General features: G+C 57.2%; 14 protein-coding genes. 9 read left to right on the forward strand and 5 right to left on the reverse strand.

The features are described from left to right. Window positions 1-30 precede the first annotated feature (30 nt). Both lysA and lptM read right to left on the reverse strand, forming a co-directional pair. Window positions 31-1,323 (reverse strand): diaminopimelate decarboxylase, encoded by a 1,293-nt coding sequence (gene lysA, locus HNEAP_RS10850; protein ID WP_012825024.1) that lies wholly within the window; start codon window positions 1,321-1,323, stop codon window positions 31-33. A 1-nt stretch (window position 1,324) separates the two neighbouring features. Further along, window positions 1,325-1,435, reverse strand: coding sequence for an LPS translocon maturation chaperone LptM (gene lptM, locus HNEAP_RS12580; RefSeq protein WP_243726351.1), 111 nt, complete (start codon window positions 1,433-1,435; stop codon window positions 1,325-1,327). On the opposite strand from lptM, the gene HNEAP_RS13010 reads away from it, so the two are divergent. Continuing rightward, the gene (locus HNEAP_RS13010) at window positions 1,394-1,729 is read left to right on the forward strand and encodes a hypothetical protein (protein ID WP_243726353.1); all 336 of its coding nucleotides are present in this window, start codon (window positions 1,394-1,396) and stop codon (window positions 1,727-1,729) included. The two genes, lptM and HNEAP_RS13010, sit on opposite strands and share 42 nt — an antisense overlap. Before the next feature lie 52 nt (window positions 1,730-1,781). On the opposite strand, the gene katG is transcribed toward HNEAP_RS13010, so the two are convergent. Both katG and HNEAP_RS10860 read right to left on the reverse strand, forming a co-directional pair. Further along, on the reverse strand, window positions 1,782-3,974 hold the full coding sequence (gene katG / locus HNEAP_RS10855; protein WP_012825025.1) for a catalase/peroxidase HPI: 2,193 nt from the start codon (window positions 3,972-3,974) through the stop codon (window positions 1,782-1,784). 110 nt (window positions 3,975-4,084) lie between these two features. After that, on the reverse strand, window positions 4,085-5,377 hold the full coding sequence (locus HNEAP_RS10860) for an RsmB/NOP family class I SAM-dependent RNA methyltransferase (protein WP_012825026.1): 1,293 nt from the start codon (window positions 5,375-5,377) through the stop codon (window positions 4,085-4,087). Between the two features lie 15 nt (window positions 5,378-5,392). Here HNEAP_RS10860 and HNEAP_RS10865 point away from each other — a divergent pair, with 15 nt between their 5' ends. The 6 genes from HNEAP_RS10865 (at window position 5,393) to secF (ending at window position 13,014) form a co-directional block, all read left to right on the forward strand. Then, window positions 5,393-6,388 (forward strand): alpha/beta fold hydrolase, encoded by a 996-nt coding sequence (locus HNEAP_RS10865; protein ID WP_081441157.1) that lies wholly within the window; start codon window positions 5,393-5,395, stop codon window positions 6,386-6,388. Window positions 6,389-7,313: 925 nt separating this feature from the next. Then, complete coding sequence (queA, locus tag HNEAP_RS10875; RefSeq protein ID WP_012825029.1) at window positions 7,314-8,417, forward strand: tRNA preQ1(34) S-adenosylmethionine ribosyltransferase-isomerase QueA; 1,104 nt, start codon at window positions 7,314-7,316, stop codon at window positions 8,415-8,417. Further along, a complete protein-coding gene (gene tgt / locus HNEAP_RS10880) occupies window positions 8,407-9,531 on the forward strand; it encodes a tRNA guanosine(34) transglycosylase Tgt (protein ID WP_012825030.1) in 1,125 nt (374 codons plus the stop codon). Before queA ends, tgt begins: the two co-directional genes overlap by 11 nt. Window positions 9,532-9,673: 142 nt before the next feature. Next, window positions 9,674-10,015 (forward strand): preprotein translocase subunit YajC, encoded by a 342-nt coding sequence (gene yajC / locus HNEAP_RS10885; RefSeq protein ID WP_012825031.1) that lies wholly within the window; start codon window positions 9,674-9,676, stop codon window positions 10,013-10,015. Window positions 10,016-10,188: 173 nt separating this feature from the next. Beyond that, window positions 10,189-12,051 (forward strand): protein translocase subunit SecD, encoded by a 1,863-nt coding sequence (gene secD, locus HNEAP_RS10890; RefSeq protein ID WP_012825032.1) that lies wholly within the window; start codon window positions 10,189-10,191, stop codon window positions 12,049-12,051. Window positions 12,052-12,075: 24 nt separating this feature from the next. Then, window positions 12,076-13,014 carry a protein translocase subunit SecF gene (gene secF / locus HNEAP_RS10895; protein ID WP_012825033.1) on the forward strand — a complete coding sequence of 313 codons (939 nt, stop codon included), beginning with the start codon at window positions 12,076-12,078 and terminating at the stop codon, window positions 13,012-13,014. A gap of 87 nt (window positions 13,015-13,101) precedes the next feature. Here the strand turns inward: secF and HNEAP_RS10900 are convergent, their stop codons facing one another. Then, complete coding sequence (locus HNEAP_RS10900; protein WP_041600441.1) at window positions 13,102-13,893, reverse strand: inositol monophosphatase family protein; 792 nt, start codon at window positions 13,891-13,893, stop codon at window positions 13,102-13,104. Between the two features lie 108 nt (window positions 13,894-14,001). Between HNEAP_RS10900 and HNEAP_RS10905 the strand changes: the two genes are divergently transcribed. Together HNEAP_RS10905 and cysE are read left to right on the forward strand one after the other, a co-directional pair. Continuing rightward, window positions 14,002-14,817, forward strand: coding sequence for an RNA methyltransferase (locus HNEAP_RS10905; RefSeq protein WP_012825035.1), 816 nt, complete (start codon window positions 14,002-14,004; stop codon window positions 14,815-14,817). Beyond that, a complete protein-coding gene (gene cysE, locus HNEAP_RS10910; RefSeq protein ID WP_012825036.1) occupies window positions 14,814-15,656 on the forward strand; it encodes a serine O-acetyltransferase in 843 nt (280 codons plus the stop codon). Before HNEAP_RS10905 ends, cysE begins: the two co-directional genes overlap by 4 nt. Window positions 15,657-15,929: the final 273 nt, after the last annotated feature.

Below are 15,929 nucleotides of genomic sequence, written 5' to 3' on the forward strand. Positions count from 1 at the left end.
TTGGCTATTGAAAAAACGGCGTATCTGAATCTACATCAAACTGGGCGGAATCGACTCGAGCGCCCACAGCGATTCCACCGACTCGCGCGCACCAATCAATGTTGCGCCGCGCTCATCGACCAATACTTCCGCCGCTCGGCCACGGGTGTTGTAGTTCGACGCCATGGAAAAACCATAGGCACCGGCACCCAGCACCGCAATCAAATCGCCTTGCGCGAGTGCCAAAGACCGGCCATGGCCCAGAAAATCGCCGGTTTCACACACCGGCCCGACAATCTCCCAATCTTTGGCAGCCATCACAGGATCTGGCTTGACCGCCTCAATCGCCATCACGCTGCCATAGAGCGCTGGGCGAACCAGATCATTCATCGCCGCATCGACAATGGCAAACGATTTGCCATCAGACGGATGCGGCTTGAGGTATTCCACCCGGCTGAGCAACACGCCCGATGGCCCAACCAAAAACTTCCCCGGCTCCAACATCAAAGGCAGGTGGCGCGCAATCGGATGTCGATCGATAACCGAGGTGACGGCATCCACCCAATCGGCAGCCGATGGCGGCTGCTCATCGGTATAACGAATGCCCAAGCCGCCACCTAAATCAAGGTGCGCCAACTCAATACCTTCCAGCACCAACGTATCGAGCAGGGCAAGCACGCGCCTGGCCGCATCGGCGAACGGCGACACATCGGTGATCTGCGAACCGATATGGCAATCGATCCCGACCGCTTTGAGATTCGCATCGCGCGCGATATGTCGATACAAAGCGGGGGCCTGCTCGATGGGCACGCCGAATTTATTATCTTTAAGACCAGTCGAAATATACGGATGCGTCTTGGCGTCCACATCCGGATTCACCCGCAACGAAATAGGGGCGACGACACCGAGCCCGGCTGCCACCTCACTGATGCGCGCCAACTCAGCCTCGGATTCGACATTCAAGCAGCCCACGCCCGCGCGCAATGCTTGCTCGATTTCATCGCGGGTTTTGCCGACGCCGGAAAATACGATTTTCTCAGCAGCGCCGCCTGCTTTGAGCACCCGTGCCAATTCCCCGCCAGACACAATATCGAAACCCGCGCCCAACCGCGCCAGCAAGGCGAGAATAGCCAGATTGCTATTCGCCTTCACGGCATAGCAAATCCGGTGCGGACGATCACCGAACGCGGTCGTCAGTTCGGTGTAGGCCCGCTCAATGGCCGAGCGAGAATACACGTAGGTCGGCGTACCAAATTCGGCTGCTATTTGGTCGAGCGCGCATCCTTCCAAGCATAAGGTTTGGTCGGCGCTTCGGGTCAGATGGTCGTAGGGCAATGCGGTCATATCAGGATTTACCTGCGTTTTGCGAGGCCGGGGATGCAGGCGCATCGGACGGCATAACTAAGGGGCCTTTTTGGCCGCAAGCGGTCAGAAAAAGACAGACAATACCAATCATCAGCGGCCATTTATATGGGCTGGCTTTGGCGCAAAAGCGGTGGTGATTCATAAAAAAGGGCTACTCGATGATGGCCAAATCGGGAATTCAATTAGAAGTGTGCCGATGCTCGTGTTTTTTGTCCATGCTGCCAAGTTCCACTGCACAAATGCAAAGGACTCTTCGAGCCGGCAAATCCGCCCGGCCTCTTTTTTCAAAGGGGGTGAATCTGTCCTTTTTCGAGTAAGTGCGGCCCCCTATGGTAACAAAGGGGCGAAGCGCACTTATTTTGCAAGTGCGCCTCCCCCTTTGTAAAAGGGGGAACGAGGGGGATTTACGAGGACTCCGTGGATGCGAATTCCTTGGCTCACGCCAGATCGAATCGATCCAGATTCATCACCTTGGTCCAGGCGGCCACAAAGTCATTTCTGAATTTTTCCTCACCATCTGCGCTGCCGTAGACTTCCACCAGTGCCCGCAGCTCCGAATTCGAACCGAACACCAAATCCACCCGGGTGCCCGTCCATTTGAGCGCACCGGTTTGGCGATCCCGTCCTTCGAATAGGTTTTCGTCATCGGATTTGGCCGCCCAGGCCGTGCCCATATCCAGCAGATGCACAAAGAAATCGTTACTGAGCGTTTCCGGGCGCTCGGTAAAGACACCGTGATCGGTGTGATCGGCATTGGTGTTCAACACGCGCATACCACCGACGAGCACGGTCATCTGTGCAGGCGTCAGGGTGAGCAGTTGCGCCTTGTCGACCAGCAACTCTTCTGCCGAAATCGTGTAATCGCCTTTTTGGTAATTGCGGAACCCATCGGCAATCGGTTCAAGCACGGAAAACGCCTCGATGTCGGTTTGTTCCTGCGTGGCGTCCATCCGACCGGGTGTGAACGGAACCGTCAATGGGTGTCCGGCCTTTTGCGCGGCCAACTCGATGCCCACACCGCCAGCCAGCACGATCAAATCCGCCAATGAAACCCGCTTGTCCCCCGCTTGGCTCTGGTTGAACCGCTCCATGATGCCTTCGAGCACGCCGAGCACGTAGGCCAACTGGGCGGGTTGATTGGCTTGCCAATCTTTCTGGGGCGCAAGCCGAATCCGTGCGCCATTGGCGCCACCGCGCATGTCCGAGCCACGGAAGGTCGAGGCGCAAGCCCAGGCGGTCGTGACCATTTCACCGATACCCAGCCCGCTGTTGGCGATGCGATTCTTCAAAAAATCAATGTCGCCGTGATCAATCAACGCATGGTTCCGCTCGGGGACGGGGTCTTGCCAGATCAGTTCCTCTTGCGGCACGTCCGGTCCGAGATAGCGGCTGCGCGGGCCCATGTCCCGATGCGTGAGCTTGAACCAGGCACGTGCAAAGGCATCGGCAAACTCATCCGGATTTTCATGAAAATGGCGGGAAATCGGCTCGTAAATCGGGTCCATGCGCAGCGACATGTCCGCTGTAGTCATAATGATCGGCCGCTTCTGGCTGGCATCTTCCGCCGCCGGGGCCTGATTGTGCTCGTTGGCTTCTTTGGGCGTCCACTGCCAGGCACCGGCCGGACTTTTGGTCAGCACCCAATCGTTGCCGAACAAGACGTCGAAATAACTCATATCCCATGTTATCGGCGTCGGCGTCCACGCGCCTTCCAGCCCGCTGCCGATCTGATCGCCGCCCTTGCCGCTGCGGAAACTGCTTTTCCAGCCCAAGCCTTGCTCGGCAAGACCGGCGGCTTCCGGCTCCGGCCCGACATGGGCGGCATCACCAGCCCCATGACATTTGCCGAAGGTATGCCCCCCAGCGGTCAGGGCCACGGTTTCGTAATCGTTCATTGCCATGCGCGCAAACGTCTCGCGCACGTCGCGACCGGAGGCGACCGGATCGGGCTGACCATCCGGCCCTTCGGGGTTCACGTAGATCAAGCCCATCTGTACGGCAGCCAACGGGTTTTCCAGCTCACGATCGCCGCGATACCGGCTCAGCGGGTTATCGCTGGTCGCCAGCCACTCGCTTTCCGCGCCCCAGTAAATATCTTTTTCCGGTTCCCAGATATCTTCCCGCCCACCGGCGAAACCGAAGGTTTTAAAACCCATCGATTCGAGTGCGACATTGCCCGTCAAGATAATCAAATCGGCCCAGGAGATTTTCCGGCCGTATTTTTGTTTGATCGGCCAGAGCAGGCGGCGTGCTTTGTCGAGGTTGACGTTATCGGGCCAGCTATTGAGCGGCGCGAACCGTTGATTGCCCGTACCCGCGCCACCGCGCCCATCGCCGGTGCGGTACGTGCCGGCACTGTGCCAGGCCATGCGGATAAAAAAAGGGCCATAATGGCCGTAATCCGCGGGCCACCAGTCTTGCGAATCGGTCATCAGCGCGCGCAAGTCGTCTTTGAGCGCCGCCAAATCGAGGTTTTCGAATGCTTCTTTGTAATTGAAATCAGCGTCCATCGGGCTGGATTTGCTGCCATGTTGACGCAACACATCCAGATTCAAGCGATTGGGCCACCAGTCTCGAACGGTTTTACTCTCGCTGGGCGCATGATGAAAGGGGCATTGGCTTTGTGTCATGATGTCTGTCCTCAGGTGGTTTTTATGTTCGCATCTTCGTGCGCCTCCTGTTTTACCGCCATCAGTTCAATCAAGCCAATTAATTTTTTCGCTCAGTTTGATAGTTTTTATCAATCATTTTTCCGCTGCAATACGCAAAAGAAAAATCCGTCGGATCCCTGAATGTCTGGCCGAATCCGCGCCATTCCAGCTACTACAGTGAGTGCATGCGTCATCCCTGCGGGGAGTTCGGCAACGCGCCAATCCGGATGGCGCGCCAAAAAGGACGCGATCTGCATCTCGTTCTCTTCACGCCAGAGGCTGCAGGTGGCGTAGATCAGCAGGCCATCGGTTTTCGTCAACCGCACACCATCATCGAGTAGTTGCGCCTGCGTGGCGCACAAGGCCTCCAGATCAGGCGGAATCTGACGCAACTCGGGATGGCGACGCCACGTACCCGAACCCGAACACGGCGCGTCGATTAGCACCCGATCAAACGGCCCGCGCCGTTGCAGCTCCGGGTCGGCGCTGTCCGCAATGGGCTGACACTCGATGTTGCGCCAACCCGCCCGCGCACTGCGTTCCGGCAAGCGCGCGAGGCGCTCGGCTTCGGTATCGCAAGCCAAGACATGTCCCTGCTCGCCAACAGCTTCGGCCAAGCCCAAAGACTTGCCGCCCGCACCGGCACACAGATCCAACACGTGCTGCCCTGATTGCGCCTGACATGCTTCGACAATCCACTGACTGCCGGCATCCTGAATTTCAAACGCACCGGCGTGATACGCATCCAGGGACGTGAGCGGCTTGTTGTCACTCAGCCTCAGGCCGTTGGGCAACCCCGGGATCGGCGTACTCTCCAATCCCAAGGCGAGCAGCGTTTCCGCCAGTGCGCGGGGTTCGGTTACGGCCGAATTGACGCGAATATCGACTGGCGCCCGAGCAAGAAGCGCTTTTGCAACCGCCGCCGCATCGCTGCCAAAGGCCGCTTCCAACCGTGCCATATCCTCATCACGCAAACCAAAACGCTTCGCCGGACTGCTGCGGGCGATCCGTTCGACCATATCAATCTGCGGTCTGGCAACCACCCCCGTCAATTCGGCCAGGGTCTCATCCAGCAATCCGGCCAGATGAACCGCCATGCCCACGCGCCCTAGCGCCGAAGCAACCTCGCCGGGCGGCACCCCCAGCAATTCATCCAATAGCCGCCAGTGCCGCAGGACAAAAAACACCAGGGTTTGCAGTTGCGCCCGGTCGCGTTTGCCCATTTGTCGCTCGGCACGAAAGCAATGCTGCAATGCGCGATCACTCGGTACGCCATCCGACAAAATCACATCGAGAACGGCGGCCGCACGCTGAATCTGTTGTGGGAAAACGCGGGGCACCGGCAGTTCCGGTTTGGGTAATGTAAACAGTTGATCTGGCATGGTGGCCTTCATTGAATGAGTAATGGTGTGTGGATCGGGGCGTGCCTGCGCGTTCGGCAGGGCCGCAGACAGATGTTAATATGGCTTCAAGCACAGGGGTATTCACTGGCCTTGCCCTTGAACACCCCCATCGCCACAACCCATGCCATGGCAAATCACCATGACTTGCAAACCTGCATCAGGAAAACGGAACGTATGAAGCACTCGCCCGTCGCATTGAATTTTGAGGAATCCGGAGGTGGGTTGCCCGTCATCATTATGCACGGTTTGTTCGGCTCTCTGGCGAATTGGCGCGGTGTGGCCCGCAATCTGGCGGATACTTATCGCGTTATCAACCTTGATCTTCGCAACCATGGCCGCTCACCCTGGGCAGACGATCTGAGTTATGAAGCCATGGCCGCCGATGTGCTGGCGCTCATGGATCGACTCGGTCTTGAGCGGGCCAAACTGCTCGGTCACTCTCTCGGCGGTAAATTGGCGATGGTACTGGCAGACCAGGCGCCGGAGCGTTTTACGCAACTGGTGGTGGTCGACATCGCCCCCAAAGCCTATCCCGCCTGGCATCAGGATGTCTTCGCGGGATTACGAGCGGTCGATCTGGATCATCTGGCATCACGAGAACAAGCGCGAAGCCAAATGGGACAATTCATCTTCGACCCGGAAGTTCGCGCCTTTCTTGCCGCCAATCTCAGCCATAACACGCAATCTGGACAGGGCGCATGGCGCTGGCGGTTCAATCTGGACGTGTTGCAGCAGTCTTATCTGGAAACGTCACAAATGCCCGACCTACAGGGATTTTTCTGCGGGCCGGCTCTATTTGTCCGTGGCGCCGGCTCCGCCTACATCGAGCCGGACGATCGCTCGATCATCATCCGAGACTTTCCCGGCGGCTGCATACACACCCTCAAGAAAGCCAAACACTGGCCACATGTCGAAGACCCGCAGGGCTTCATGAACGCCATACGACACTTCTTTATTGACGGCTGCAAAGGAATCAATAAAACATCCTGAAATAAATTCTCTAAAAAATAAGGACATGTAGACTAATTCGCCATCTATCTCATGTCCGCCATGCACAATAAAGTGGATTCCGCCCTCATCTTTTACACGCAGTGCATTCAGAAATCCGGCCTCAAATTCGAGCAAACCTATTCTAGCGCCACTCCTGAGTAGGAAAATTCCTACAAAATAAATCGTAAAATCTGACGGAACTCTGCTCGATTCCCACTATGACCCGTCACAATCCTTCGGCATGATGCACCTGTGTTTAGTACACAGCGGGCAGGAAGCCCCATCGCCTTGATCAAGGATTGATTAAGGCGCTTACCGGAAAGGATTCGATACTGCTCACGGAAGAGTAGCGAAGGTATGCATGAAAACCTGGCGGATGGATTCGCCTCGGACGTCACATCAGGACGATGGGACACACAGCCCAGGATGGGCTACCCAAGGATGAATCAGGCAAGGATGGAATACACGGAAGACAGTACTCGGAACCGAATGGAATCGGCACCCCAAGGAAGACCTCTAAGGAAGACCTCTAGGTACGACCATTAGGGACACCCCTCAAGGATGACAATTGGGGACAAATTCACAGGATGAATGATTAGGATCATCGGCAAGGAAAGTCCGGCAAGGACGATTCAGGATCATGAATTGAACCGTCGCTCATGACGAGCGCCATGAGCCAGGATTGCTCTGCTAGATCGAGACTCATGCGTAAGAGTTCGGTCGCCCACAGAAGGGCTGTGCTTTTCCACCAAAAAACCCATGACGGGGGAAATCAGGATCGAACCGCAGGATGGGTTCCATGCCACTGGATGGCATTTCTCACGAAAGCCGCTTACCAGCGCACACTGTTTATGAACTTACTTCTCATCGGTCTTTTTTGAACCGATTGCTGCCGTCCATCGCCCCCTGATAGACTGCGCGCGCCATGCACACCAAACTATTCGATTACACGCTCCCCCCCGAACTCATCGCGCACCGCCCCATCGAGCCACGCGAACACGCGCGCCTGCTCGTTCTTGAGAAAGAACACACGCCCAACGATCTCAGAGAATGCCGCATTGCCGACTTCCCCGACCTGCTTCACCCGGGTGACCTGCTGATCCTCAACAATACACGCGTCATCCCGGCCCGCGTATTCGGCCACAAGGCCAGTGGTGGCAAGATCGAGGTGCTCATCGAACGGCTTCAGGATGGGTTTAGCGCCTGGTGTCATATCCGAGCCAGTAAATCGCCCGCGCCCGGCACAACGCTCCATATGGATGGACAGGCCACGCTCACGGTCAAGAATCGCCAAGATGCCTTGTTTCTCGTCGAGCTCACACCGGATTCGCTCAATCCCGATGTGCTGACCTGGCTCAATCGTGCCGGTCATATGCCGCTGCCGCCTTATATCGATCGGGCAGACGACGCGCAGGACCGACACGATTACCAAACCGTGTTTGCCGCCCATGATGGCGCCGTGGCTGCGCCCACAGCCAGCCTGCATCTGACCGAAAACCTGCTCGAACAGATTGCCGCCAAGGGCGTGAAGACGGCCTTTGTGACCCTGCATGTGGGCGCTGGCACCTTTCAGCCGGTTCGCGTGGACAACATTCAAGAACACACCATGCACAGCGAATGGCTGAATGTACCGGAGGAAACGGTCGCTGCCATTGATGCCACGCGCGAACGCGGTGGACGCGTCGTTTGCGTGGGCACCACGGCCCTGCGCGCCATCGAGACGGCAGCGAGGGAAAATCCAACAGCGGCGGCCCAGCGCCGCATCGCCCCCTATCAAGGCGACACGCGCCTTTTTCTTTATCCGGGGCAACCGGTCCATGTCACCGATGCGCTGCTGACCAACTTTCACTTACCCCAATCGACCTTGCTGATGCTGGTGAGCGCTTTGGCTGGACGGGAGCGTATTCTGGCTGCCTACGATTATGCGGTTCGCGCCGGTTTCCGGTTTTTCAGTTACGGTGATGCCATGTTCATTCCCGTCAACCAGTCAATAGCGCCTGCTGGCGGGGAACAGTCACATGCAATTTGATCTCATCCACACCGATGGCACGGCGCGGCGCGGCCAGCTTCAGTTTATGCGCGGCACGATTCAAACACCGGCCTTTATGCCGGTGGGTACTTACGGCACGGTCAAGGCGGTCGATCCACAGGAAATCGAGGCCTTGGGTGCCGAGATCATTCTGAGCAATACCTTTCACCTGATGCTTCGACCGGGCACCGACGTCATTCGTGCCCATGGCGACCTGCACGACTTTATGGGTTGGAACAAACCGATCCTGACGGACTCCGGCGGCTTTCAGGTGTTCTCGTTGGCCGAAATGCGCAAAATCACCGAGGAAGGTGCGCGGTTTCAATCGCCGGTAGATGGCTCACCTGTCATGCTGACCCCCGAACGTTCCATGCAGATTCAGCACGAACTGGGTTCGGACATCGTCATGATTTTCGACGAATGCACACCGTACCCCGCCACGGAAGTGCAGGCAGCGGAATCCATGCGCCTGTCCTTACGTTGGGCGGCGCGTTCGCGCACGGCATTCGATACCCTCAAGCCCGACAACACCGACACTGCTTTGTTCGGCATCGTTCAGGGCGGCATGTATCCCGCGCTGCGTCGAGAGTCGGCCATAGGCCTATTGAACATAGGCTTTGATGGCTATGCGATTGGCGGCCTCTCCGTCGGTGAACCGCTGGATGAACGCAATCAGGTTCTGGAAGCCACGACCCCGCTGCTCCCTCAAGATAAACCCCGTTACCTGATGGGTGTGGGCAAACCGGAGGATTTGGTAGAATCCGTGGCCCGCGGCATGGACATGTTCGATTGCGTGATGCCGACACGAAACGCGCGCAATGGCCACTTGTTCACCCGCTACGGCGACATCAAACTGCGCAATGCCCGTTATGCCAGCGACACGCGCCCGCTCGACGAAACCTGCACCTGCACCACCTGCCAGCGTTTTTCCCGCGCCTATCTGAAACACCTGGATAAATGCAAAGAGGTGCTTGGCCCACGACTCAACACCATTCATAACCTGCATTACTACCAAACACTGATGCAAGAAATCCGCGTGGCCATTGAAGACAATGCATTCGAAGCATTCCGGACAACATTCCACGCCGATCGCGCACGGGGAATTGACGCGTAAAATCAGCCCACCAACCGAGGTTCCCTAAAATGCAGGGAACTTGACCGCGCTGTGGCATACTAATGTGCGTTTTTTCGCGGAGCCGCTACCCCGGCATCCATTGTTTGAACTCATTTTCAAAAGATGTAAGGAATTCCGAGCCATGTTTTTTATTTCCGACGCCCTGGCAGAAGCCGCACCGGCAGCCGCACAGCAGCCCAACATGATTGCAACCTTCCTGCCCTTGATCCTGATCTTCGGTGTGATGTACTTCCTGCTCATCCGCCCTCAAGTCAAGCGCCAGAAAGAGTTGAAAAAGCTGGTCGAGTCCATCGAAAAAGGCGATGAAATCATCACCAACGGTGGCTTACTGGGCCGGGTTATCAAAGTGACCGACGCATTCCTGATCGTTGAAGTGGCCGATGGCATGACGATTGTGGTTCAGCGCGGTGCGGTGAGTTCCGTCATGCCCAAAGGCACGCTCAAGGACACCCGCGAAGCCTGATGCGTGGTGGCGCTCATACTGCGCTTCGCATGCCAACATCCGTAAATGGTTTTTACGGATTCTTTGGCGGGCATATTTCCCTGGATTTCCCAGGGCTTATTTTCTGGGTTCATTCATGAAGAATGGGCCCTTGTTCGAGCCCCATCGGGGCTGATTCAATACAGGCGTTCACGATGAATCGTTATCCGTGGTGGAAAAACCTGCTGATTATCCTGGTGCTTTTGCTGGGCATTTTCTTCGCATTACCCAATATATACGGTGAGAATCCGGCACTGCAAATTTCCAAGCGCAATGCCGTCATGGATCAGGCCGCCGTTGATAAGGCAGTGGCCGCACTCAAGGCCGCCAACATCCCCGTCAAAAGCGCCCGCCTCGAAGACAAGGACGGCTTGATCCAGTTCACCTCCACAGATGCGCAGCTCAAAGCGGTCAATGTCGTGCGCGAAGCACTGGGTGAAAATTATCCGGTAGCACTAAACCTCGCCCCAGCAGCACCACGCTGGATGCAGAACCTAGGCGCCAAGCCAATGTATTTGGGGCTCGATTTGCGCGGTGGTGTGCACTTTTTGATGCAAATTGACATGCAGGCCGCCATCAAGACCGCGCTGGAGCGGCGGGTTGATGGCATGCGCGGCGACCTGCGTCAGGCAAACATCCGCTATGTGGCCGCCGATGTTGAAAATGGCGACGAAATCGCCCTGCGATTCCCGGACGCCGCGGCCCGCGATGCCGCACTCAAATCCATGGCTGGCAACTACCCCGAGCTGAAATTCAGTACCGATGAACGCAACGGTCAGCCTTTCCTTACAGCCAAATTCACGGATGTCGGCGCCACCGCCGAGCGCAAGGCAGCCGTGGACCAGAACATCACCACTCTGCGCAATCGCGTCAACGAACTGGGGGTCGCCGAACCGCTGATTCAGCAGCAGGGCGATGACCGAATCGTGGTCGAACTGCCCGGCATTCAGGACACGGTTCGCGCCAAGGAGATCATTGGTGCTACCGCGACACTGGAATTCCGACTTGTCTCCGGTACACCGACTGATTGGGTCGATGCCGAGCAGAGTGGCCGCGTGCCGCCGGATGCGCGGCTCTATCACGAAAAAGATGGCCGACCAGTTCTGCTCAAGCGCCAGGTCATCGTGACCGGCGACCGCATTACGGGCGCTTCATCCGGCTTCGACCAACGCTCGGGCTCACCGGCCGTATTCGTGAATCTGGATGGCCAAGGTGCGCGCCGAATGGCCGATATTACCGGTCAGAACATCGGCAAGCAGATGGGCGTGGTGTTCATCGAGCATCGTACCGAAACGAAGATAGTTGATGGCAAGCCAGTCAAAGACAAAAAGGTCATTCAGCAGGTGATCAACGTCGCCACCATTCAGGATCAGCTCGCCAATCGTTTCCAGATTACGGGCCTCGACTCGCCAGAAGAAGCGCGCGACCTAGCTCTGCTGTTGCGGGCCGGTGCGCTGCGTGCGCCGATGGATATCGTGGAAGAACGCACCGTAGGCCCAAGCTTGGGTGCGCAAAACATCCAGTCGGGCGTCAATGCGTCGATTTTGGGCTTCGCACTGGTCGCCGTATTCATGCTGATTTACTACCGCGTGTTCGGCGTGACTGCAATCGTTGCCTTGGGTGTCAACCTGATCCTGATCGTCGCCGTGCTCTCGATGTTGCAGGCCACGCTGACCTTGCCCGGTATTGCGGGGATGGTGCTGACGCTGGGTATCGCGGTGGATGCCAACGTGCTGATCAACGAGCGCATTCGTGAAGAACTGCGCAACGGCCTAACGCCCCATGCCGCCATCAAGGCGGGGTATGAGCGCGCCTTCGCCACCATTATCGATTCGCACGTAACTACCCTGCTCGCCGCCATCGTGCTGTTTGCGCTGGGAGCGGGCGCGGTGAAGGGATTTGCCGTCACGTTGACAATCGGGATTCTGGCCTCGCTCTTTACCGCAATCATGGTCACGCGTGCACTGGTGAACCTGATTTACGGTCGCCGCGTACGTCTGAACAAGATATCTATTTAATGGCCTTCAAATACGAGAACAGTGATGTTTAACCTATTTCCCTACAACGCCAAGTTCGATTTTTTCGGCAAGCGCAAATATGCCTACATCATCTCAGCGCTCCTGTTGATTGCCGCTATCGTGTCGCTCTCGACGCGCGGCATTAATCTGGGGCTGGATTTCACCGGTGGCGTTGTGCTCGAAGTCGGCTACGCTAAAGCGGCTGATCTGGATGCCATCCGCGATGACCTGAAGCAAAACAAGTTCAAGGAAGCCGTGGTGCAATACTTCGGCTCCAGCGAAACCGTGATGATTCGCCTGCCGCCCGCCAAGGGCCAGAACCAGAACCAGTTGGCCGATCAGGTGCTGTCCGTCCTCAAGAAACAGGACGATAGCGCCACCATGCGCCGCGTGGAGTTTGTCGGCCCGGCCGTGGGCAAGGAGCTGTTCAATTCCGGCGGACTGGCCATGATCGTGGTATTGAGCGGTTTGCTGATTTTCGTCAGCCTGCGCTACCAGCTCAAAATGGCGACCGGGGCAGTGCTGACCTTGAGCCACGATTTGATCATGGTGTTTGGCTTTATCAGCGTCACCGGCATCGAGTTCAATCTCACCGTACTGGCCGCCTACTTGGCGCTTGCCGGTTACTCGATCAACGACATGATCGTGGTGTTCGACCGGATGCGGGAAAATTTCCGCAAAATCCGCAAAGGATCCGAGATCGAAATCATGAATGCCTCGGTCAATCAGACCATGTCACGGACCGTGATTACGGCCACGACAACCTTCTTGTCCGTGCTCGCGCTGTATGTCTTCGGTGGCGAGGCCCTGCGCGGTTTTTCAGAAACCTTGCTGGTCGGCATTGTGCTCGGCACCTTCTCCTCGATCTATGTCGCCTCCAGCCTGTCGCTTGATCTCGGCCTCAAGCGCAAGGATCTCCTCAAGCTGACCGACAAGGAAAAGCTGGTTGATACCGCACCCTGAGCTTGAATCGAACCAATAAAAAAGCCAGGCAACTGCCTGGCTTTTTTCATGCCGACCACTAATCAAAGTGGAAAGCGTTGCACCATGTCAGAGCAGACTTTGAGAAATCGCCTTCAGCATGGCGTGGGTGATCTTCGGATTGGCTGCGATCAGATTACCGCTGGTCATGAACTCCTCTTTACCTGAGAAATCCACCACGACACCACCGGACTCGCGCACCATCAGCACGCCCGCGGCAATATCCCATGGCTGCAAACCAAATTCCCAATAACCGTCCAAACGGCCTGCGGCCACATAAGCCAAATCAAGCGCGGCAGAGCCGGCACGGCGAATCCCGGCTAAAGGGCCATGCAATGCACGGAAGGTTTTGAGATAAGCGTCCAAGTCCTGCTCGGGGCGGAAGGGAAACCCGGTTCCCAACAGCGCACCTTCGAGGTTACGCAGCCCAGCAACCCGGATACGCCGGTTATTCAGAAACGCACCGCCACCGCGTTCGGCCGTATATAACTCTTGGTTGCTGGGATTGTAAATCACGCCGAGTTCAATGCGGCCCTGATACTCCAAGGCGATCGAAACCGAATAGTGCGGCAAGCCATGCAGGAAATTGGTCGTGCCATCCAGCGGATCGATGATCCAGCGATAGGCGCTCTCCGTCTGACCGGAATCGCCCGATTCCTCGCCGAGGAACTGGTGGTCGGGATAAGCGCGTTTGAGGATGTCGATAATCGCGTGTTCCGCTTGACGATCAACCTCACTCACGAAATCGTTGCGTTGCTTGCTCTCGATGGTGAGATCGGCAACATGATCGGTAGCGCGGGAAATCACGGTTCCAGCAGCGCGAGCGGCACGCACCGCCATAGTCAGCATAGGATGGGGCATAATGTTCAGTCAGTTCGATGAAAGTGAGCTGCCCGAGCAGCAGCGGAAAATTCAGAACTGCGCATTATACCCGTGAATTGAGACACACTTCGGAAAAATTATCGACCCATGACGCCACCGTCCGTTATTCATCGCCCCGATTCGCCAGACGTGCATGCCGACCGCATTCAAATCGTCTTGTGTGGCACTTCACATACGGGCAACCTCGGTGCTGTCGCCCGCGCCATGAAAAATATGGGCCTTCACCGGCTGGTTCTGGTTTCGCCCAAAACGGCCATCGATGACCAGGCACTGGCCACGGCAAAACACGCCGCAGACATCCTGAACACAGCCAGACAAGTGGACAACCTACCCGACGCACTCGCCGATTCGGTTGAAGTCTGGGCGACGACTGCACGCCCGCGTGACTTGCATCTGCCCGTCATGTCGGCCCGCGACGCCGCCGAAACCATCGCAGCCAGCCCATCGACCGGAGTGATCAGCATTGTATTCGGGGCCGAGCGCACGGGGCTCACCAATCAGGAAATCTCATGGGCGCAACGGATCATAGAAATACCCGCCAACCCGGACTACCCTGTATTGAACCTCGGGCAAGCCGTTCAGATTGTCGCCTACGAGTGGCGCATGGCGCATGGAACGGCCAGAAGCGCACCCCAACCCAATATCGACAGTACCGAGCTGGCCACAACGGCACAATGGGCCGCATTCGAAAAACGGTTGACCGAACAACTCGACCGAACATCCTTCTTTCATCGCACCGGCAGCGCTGAAAAGGATATTGCAGCCAATCGGGAGCGGCTGATGGCTCGCCTGCGCGTGCTCTGCCGCCGGGCAAATCCGACCCGTAACGAGCTGGCCGTGATGCAGGGCATAGTGCGTGCCCTGACTGAGTCGACGGCAACCCAATCTGGAGCGAATACATGACACTCTGGCAGCGCCTTCGTGAGGACATCGACAGCGTCTTCGAGCGCGATCCGGCCGCGCGCAGCCGTTGGGAAATCGCACTCAGCTACCCTGGCATCCAGGCAATCTGGTGGCACCGATTGGCGCATCGACTCTGGAATTGGCGACTTTGCCTGTTGGCGCGGATCGTCGCCAACACAGCGCGCTGGCTGACCGGCATTGAAATCCACCCCGCGGCCAAGATCGGTCGGCGGTTTTTCATCGACCACGGCATGGGCGTCGTCATTGGTGAAACCGCTGAGGTTGGCGATGACTGCACCTTGTATCACGGCGTAACGCTGGGCGGCACACAATGGGAAGCCGGTAAACGCCATCCGACGCTCGGCAACGGCGTGGTTGTCGGGGCGGGCGCCAAGGTGCTCGGCCCCATCACCTTGGGCGATGGCGTGCGTGTCGGCAGCAATGCCGTGCTGCTTAAAGATGCACCGGCGGGCGCGACGCTTGTCGGCATTCCAGCCCGCATCGTCGGCCAACGTCCCAAAATAAGCGAACAGCAGGCGCGCATCGCCGAACGCCTGGGATTCGATGCCTATGGTGTGGCGCATGACATGCCCGACCCGGTGGCCGAAGTCATCGACCGGCTGCTCAGCCATGTGCAAGCCGCGGACGAACGCGCCAATCTTCTTGCCGGTCGCATTCGCGAATTACAAATGCATGTCGGCATACAAACAGATGGCTCCGCAACCGCTGAAGAGCCCCCCTTACCCAGCCTGGCGGGATGCCATTTGACTGACGGAACCGGAGCCATCGGTTGCCCACCCGCCACGGATGAAGAACCGCTGCCACAAAAGCCGAAATAAGTGCCCTGAATGCGAACTCATCCCCATCGATAGGGATCAGCAGCATCGGCAACCGCAATCAGTGTTATTTGTTGCTTGTGTTCGCGGACGACTTAACCAAGAATCAATCTTGAGAATTACCGGATTTACCGATCCTTGCGATCTTGGCCTTGCGATCTTGGGCAGACGGACCGCAAGACCCGAGCGCAGAACTCAAGCATGAACCTTGGCATAAAACCTTGGCATAAAACCTTGGCATAAAATCCAGGTATTAAGCCTGAGCGCAACACATAG

The sequence above is a fragment of the Halothiobacillus neapolitanus c2 genome, from assembly GCF_000024765.1.
Lineage (GTDB): Bacteria > Pseudomonadota > Gammaproteobacteria > Halothiobacillales > Halothiobacillaceae > Halothiobacillus > Halothiobacillus neapolitanus.

Bases quoted from the DNA above. Each gene is read 5' to 3' on its own strand.
- HNEAP_RS10900 (WP_041600441.1), bottom strand. From the start codon at position 13,893: ATGCCCCATCCTATGCTGACTATGGCGGTGCGTGCCGCTCGCGCTGCT.
- yajC (WP_012825031.1), top strand. From the start codon at position 9,674: ATGTTTTTTATTTCCGACGCCCTGGCAGAAGCCGCACCGGCAGCCGCA.
- HNEAP_RS10860 (WP_012825026.1), bottom strand. From the start codon at position 5,377: ATGCCAGATCAACTGTTTACATTACCCAAACCGGAACTGCCGGTGCCC.
- queA (WP_012825029.1), top strand. From the start codon at position 7,314: ATGCACACCAAACTATTCGATTACACGCTCCCCCCCGAACTCATCGCG.
- secD (WP_012825032.1), top strand. From the start codon at position 10,189: ATGAATCGTTATCCGTGGTGGAAAAACCTGCTGATTATCCTGGTGCTT.
- katG (WP_012825025.1), bottom strand. From the start codon at position 3,974: ATGACACAAAGCCAATGCCCCTTTCATCATGCGCCCAGCGAGAGTAAA.
- lptM (WP_243726351.1), bottom strand. From the start codon at position 1,435: ATGATTGGTATTGTCTGTCTTTTTCTGACCGCTTGCGGCCAAAAAGGC.
- HNEAP_RS10905 (WP_012825035.1), top strand. From the start codon at position 14,002: ATGACGCCACCGTCCGTTATTCATCGCCCCGATTCGCCAGACGTGCAT.
- secF (WP_012825033.1), top strand. From the start codon at position 12,076: ATGTTTAACCTATTTCCCTACAACGCCAAGTTCGATTTTTTCGGCAAG.
- tgt (WP_012825030.1), top strand. From the start codon at position 8,407: ATGCAATTTGATCTCATCCACACCGATGGCACGGCGCGGCGCGGCCAG.
- HNEAP_RS10865 (WP_081441157.1), top strand. From the start codon at position 5,393: ATGAGTAATGGTGTGTGGATCGGGGCGTGCCTGCGCGTTCGGCAGGGC.
- cysE (WP_012825036.1), top strand. From the start codon at position 14,814: ATGACACTCTGGCAGCGCCTTCGTGAGGACATCGACAGCGTCTTCGAG.
- lysA (WP_012825024.1), bottom strand. From the start codon at position 1,323: ATGACCGCATTGCCCTACGACCATCTGACCCGAAGCGCCGACCAAACC.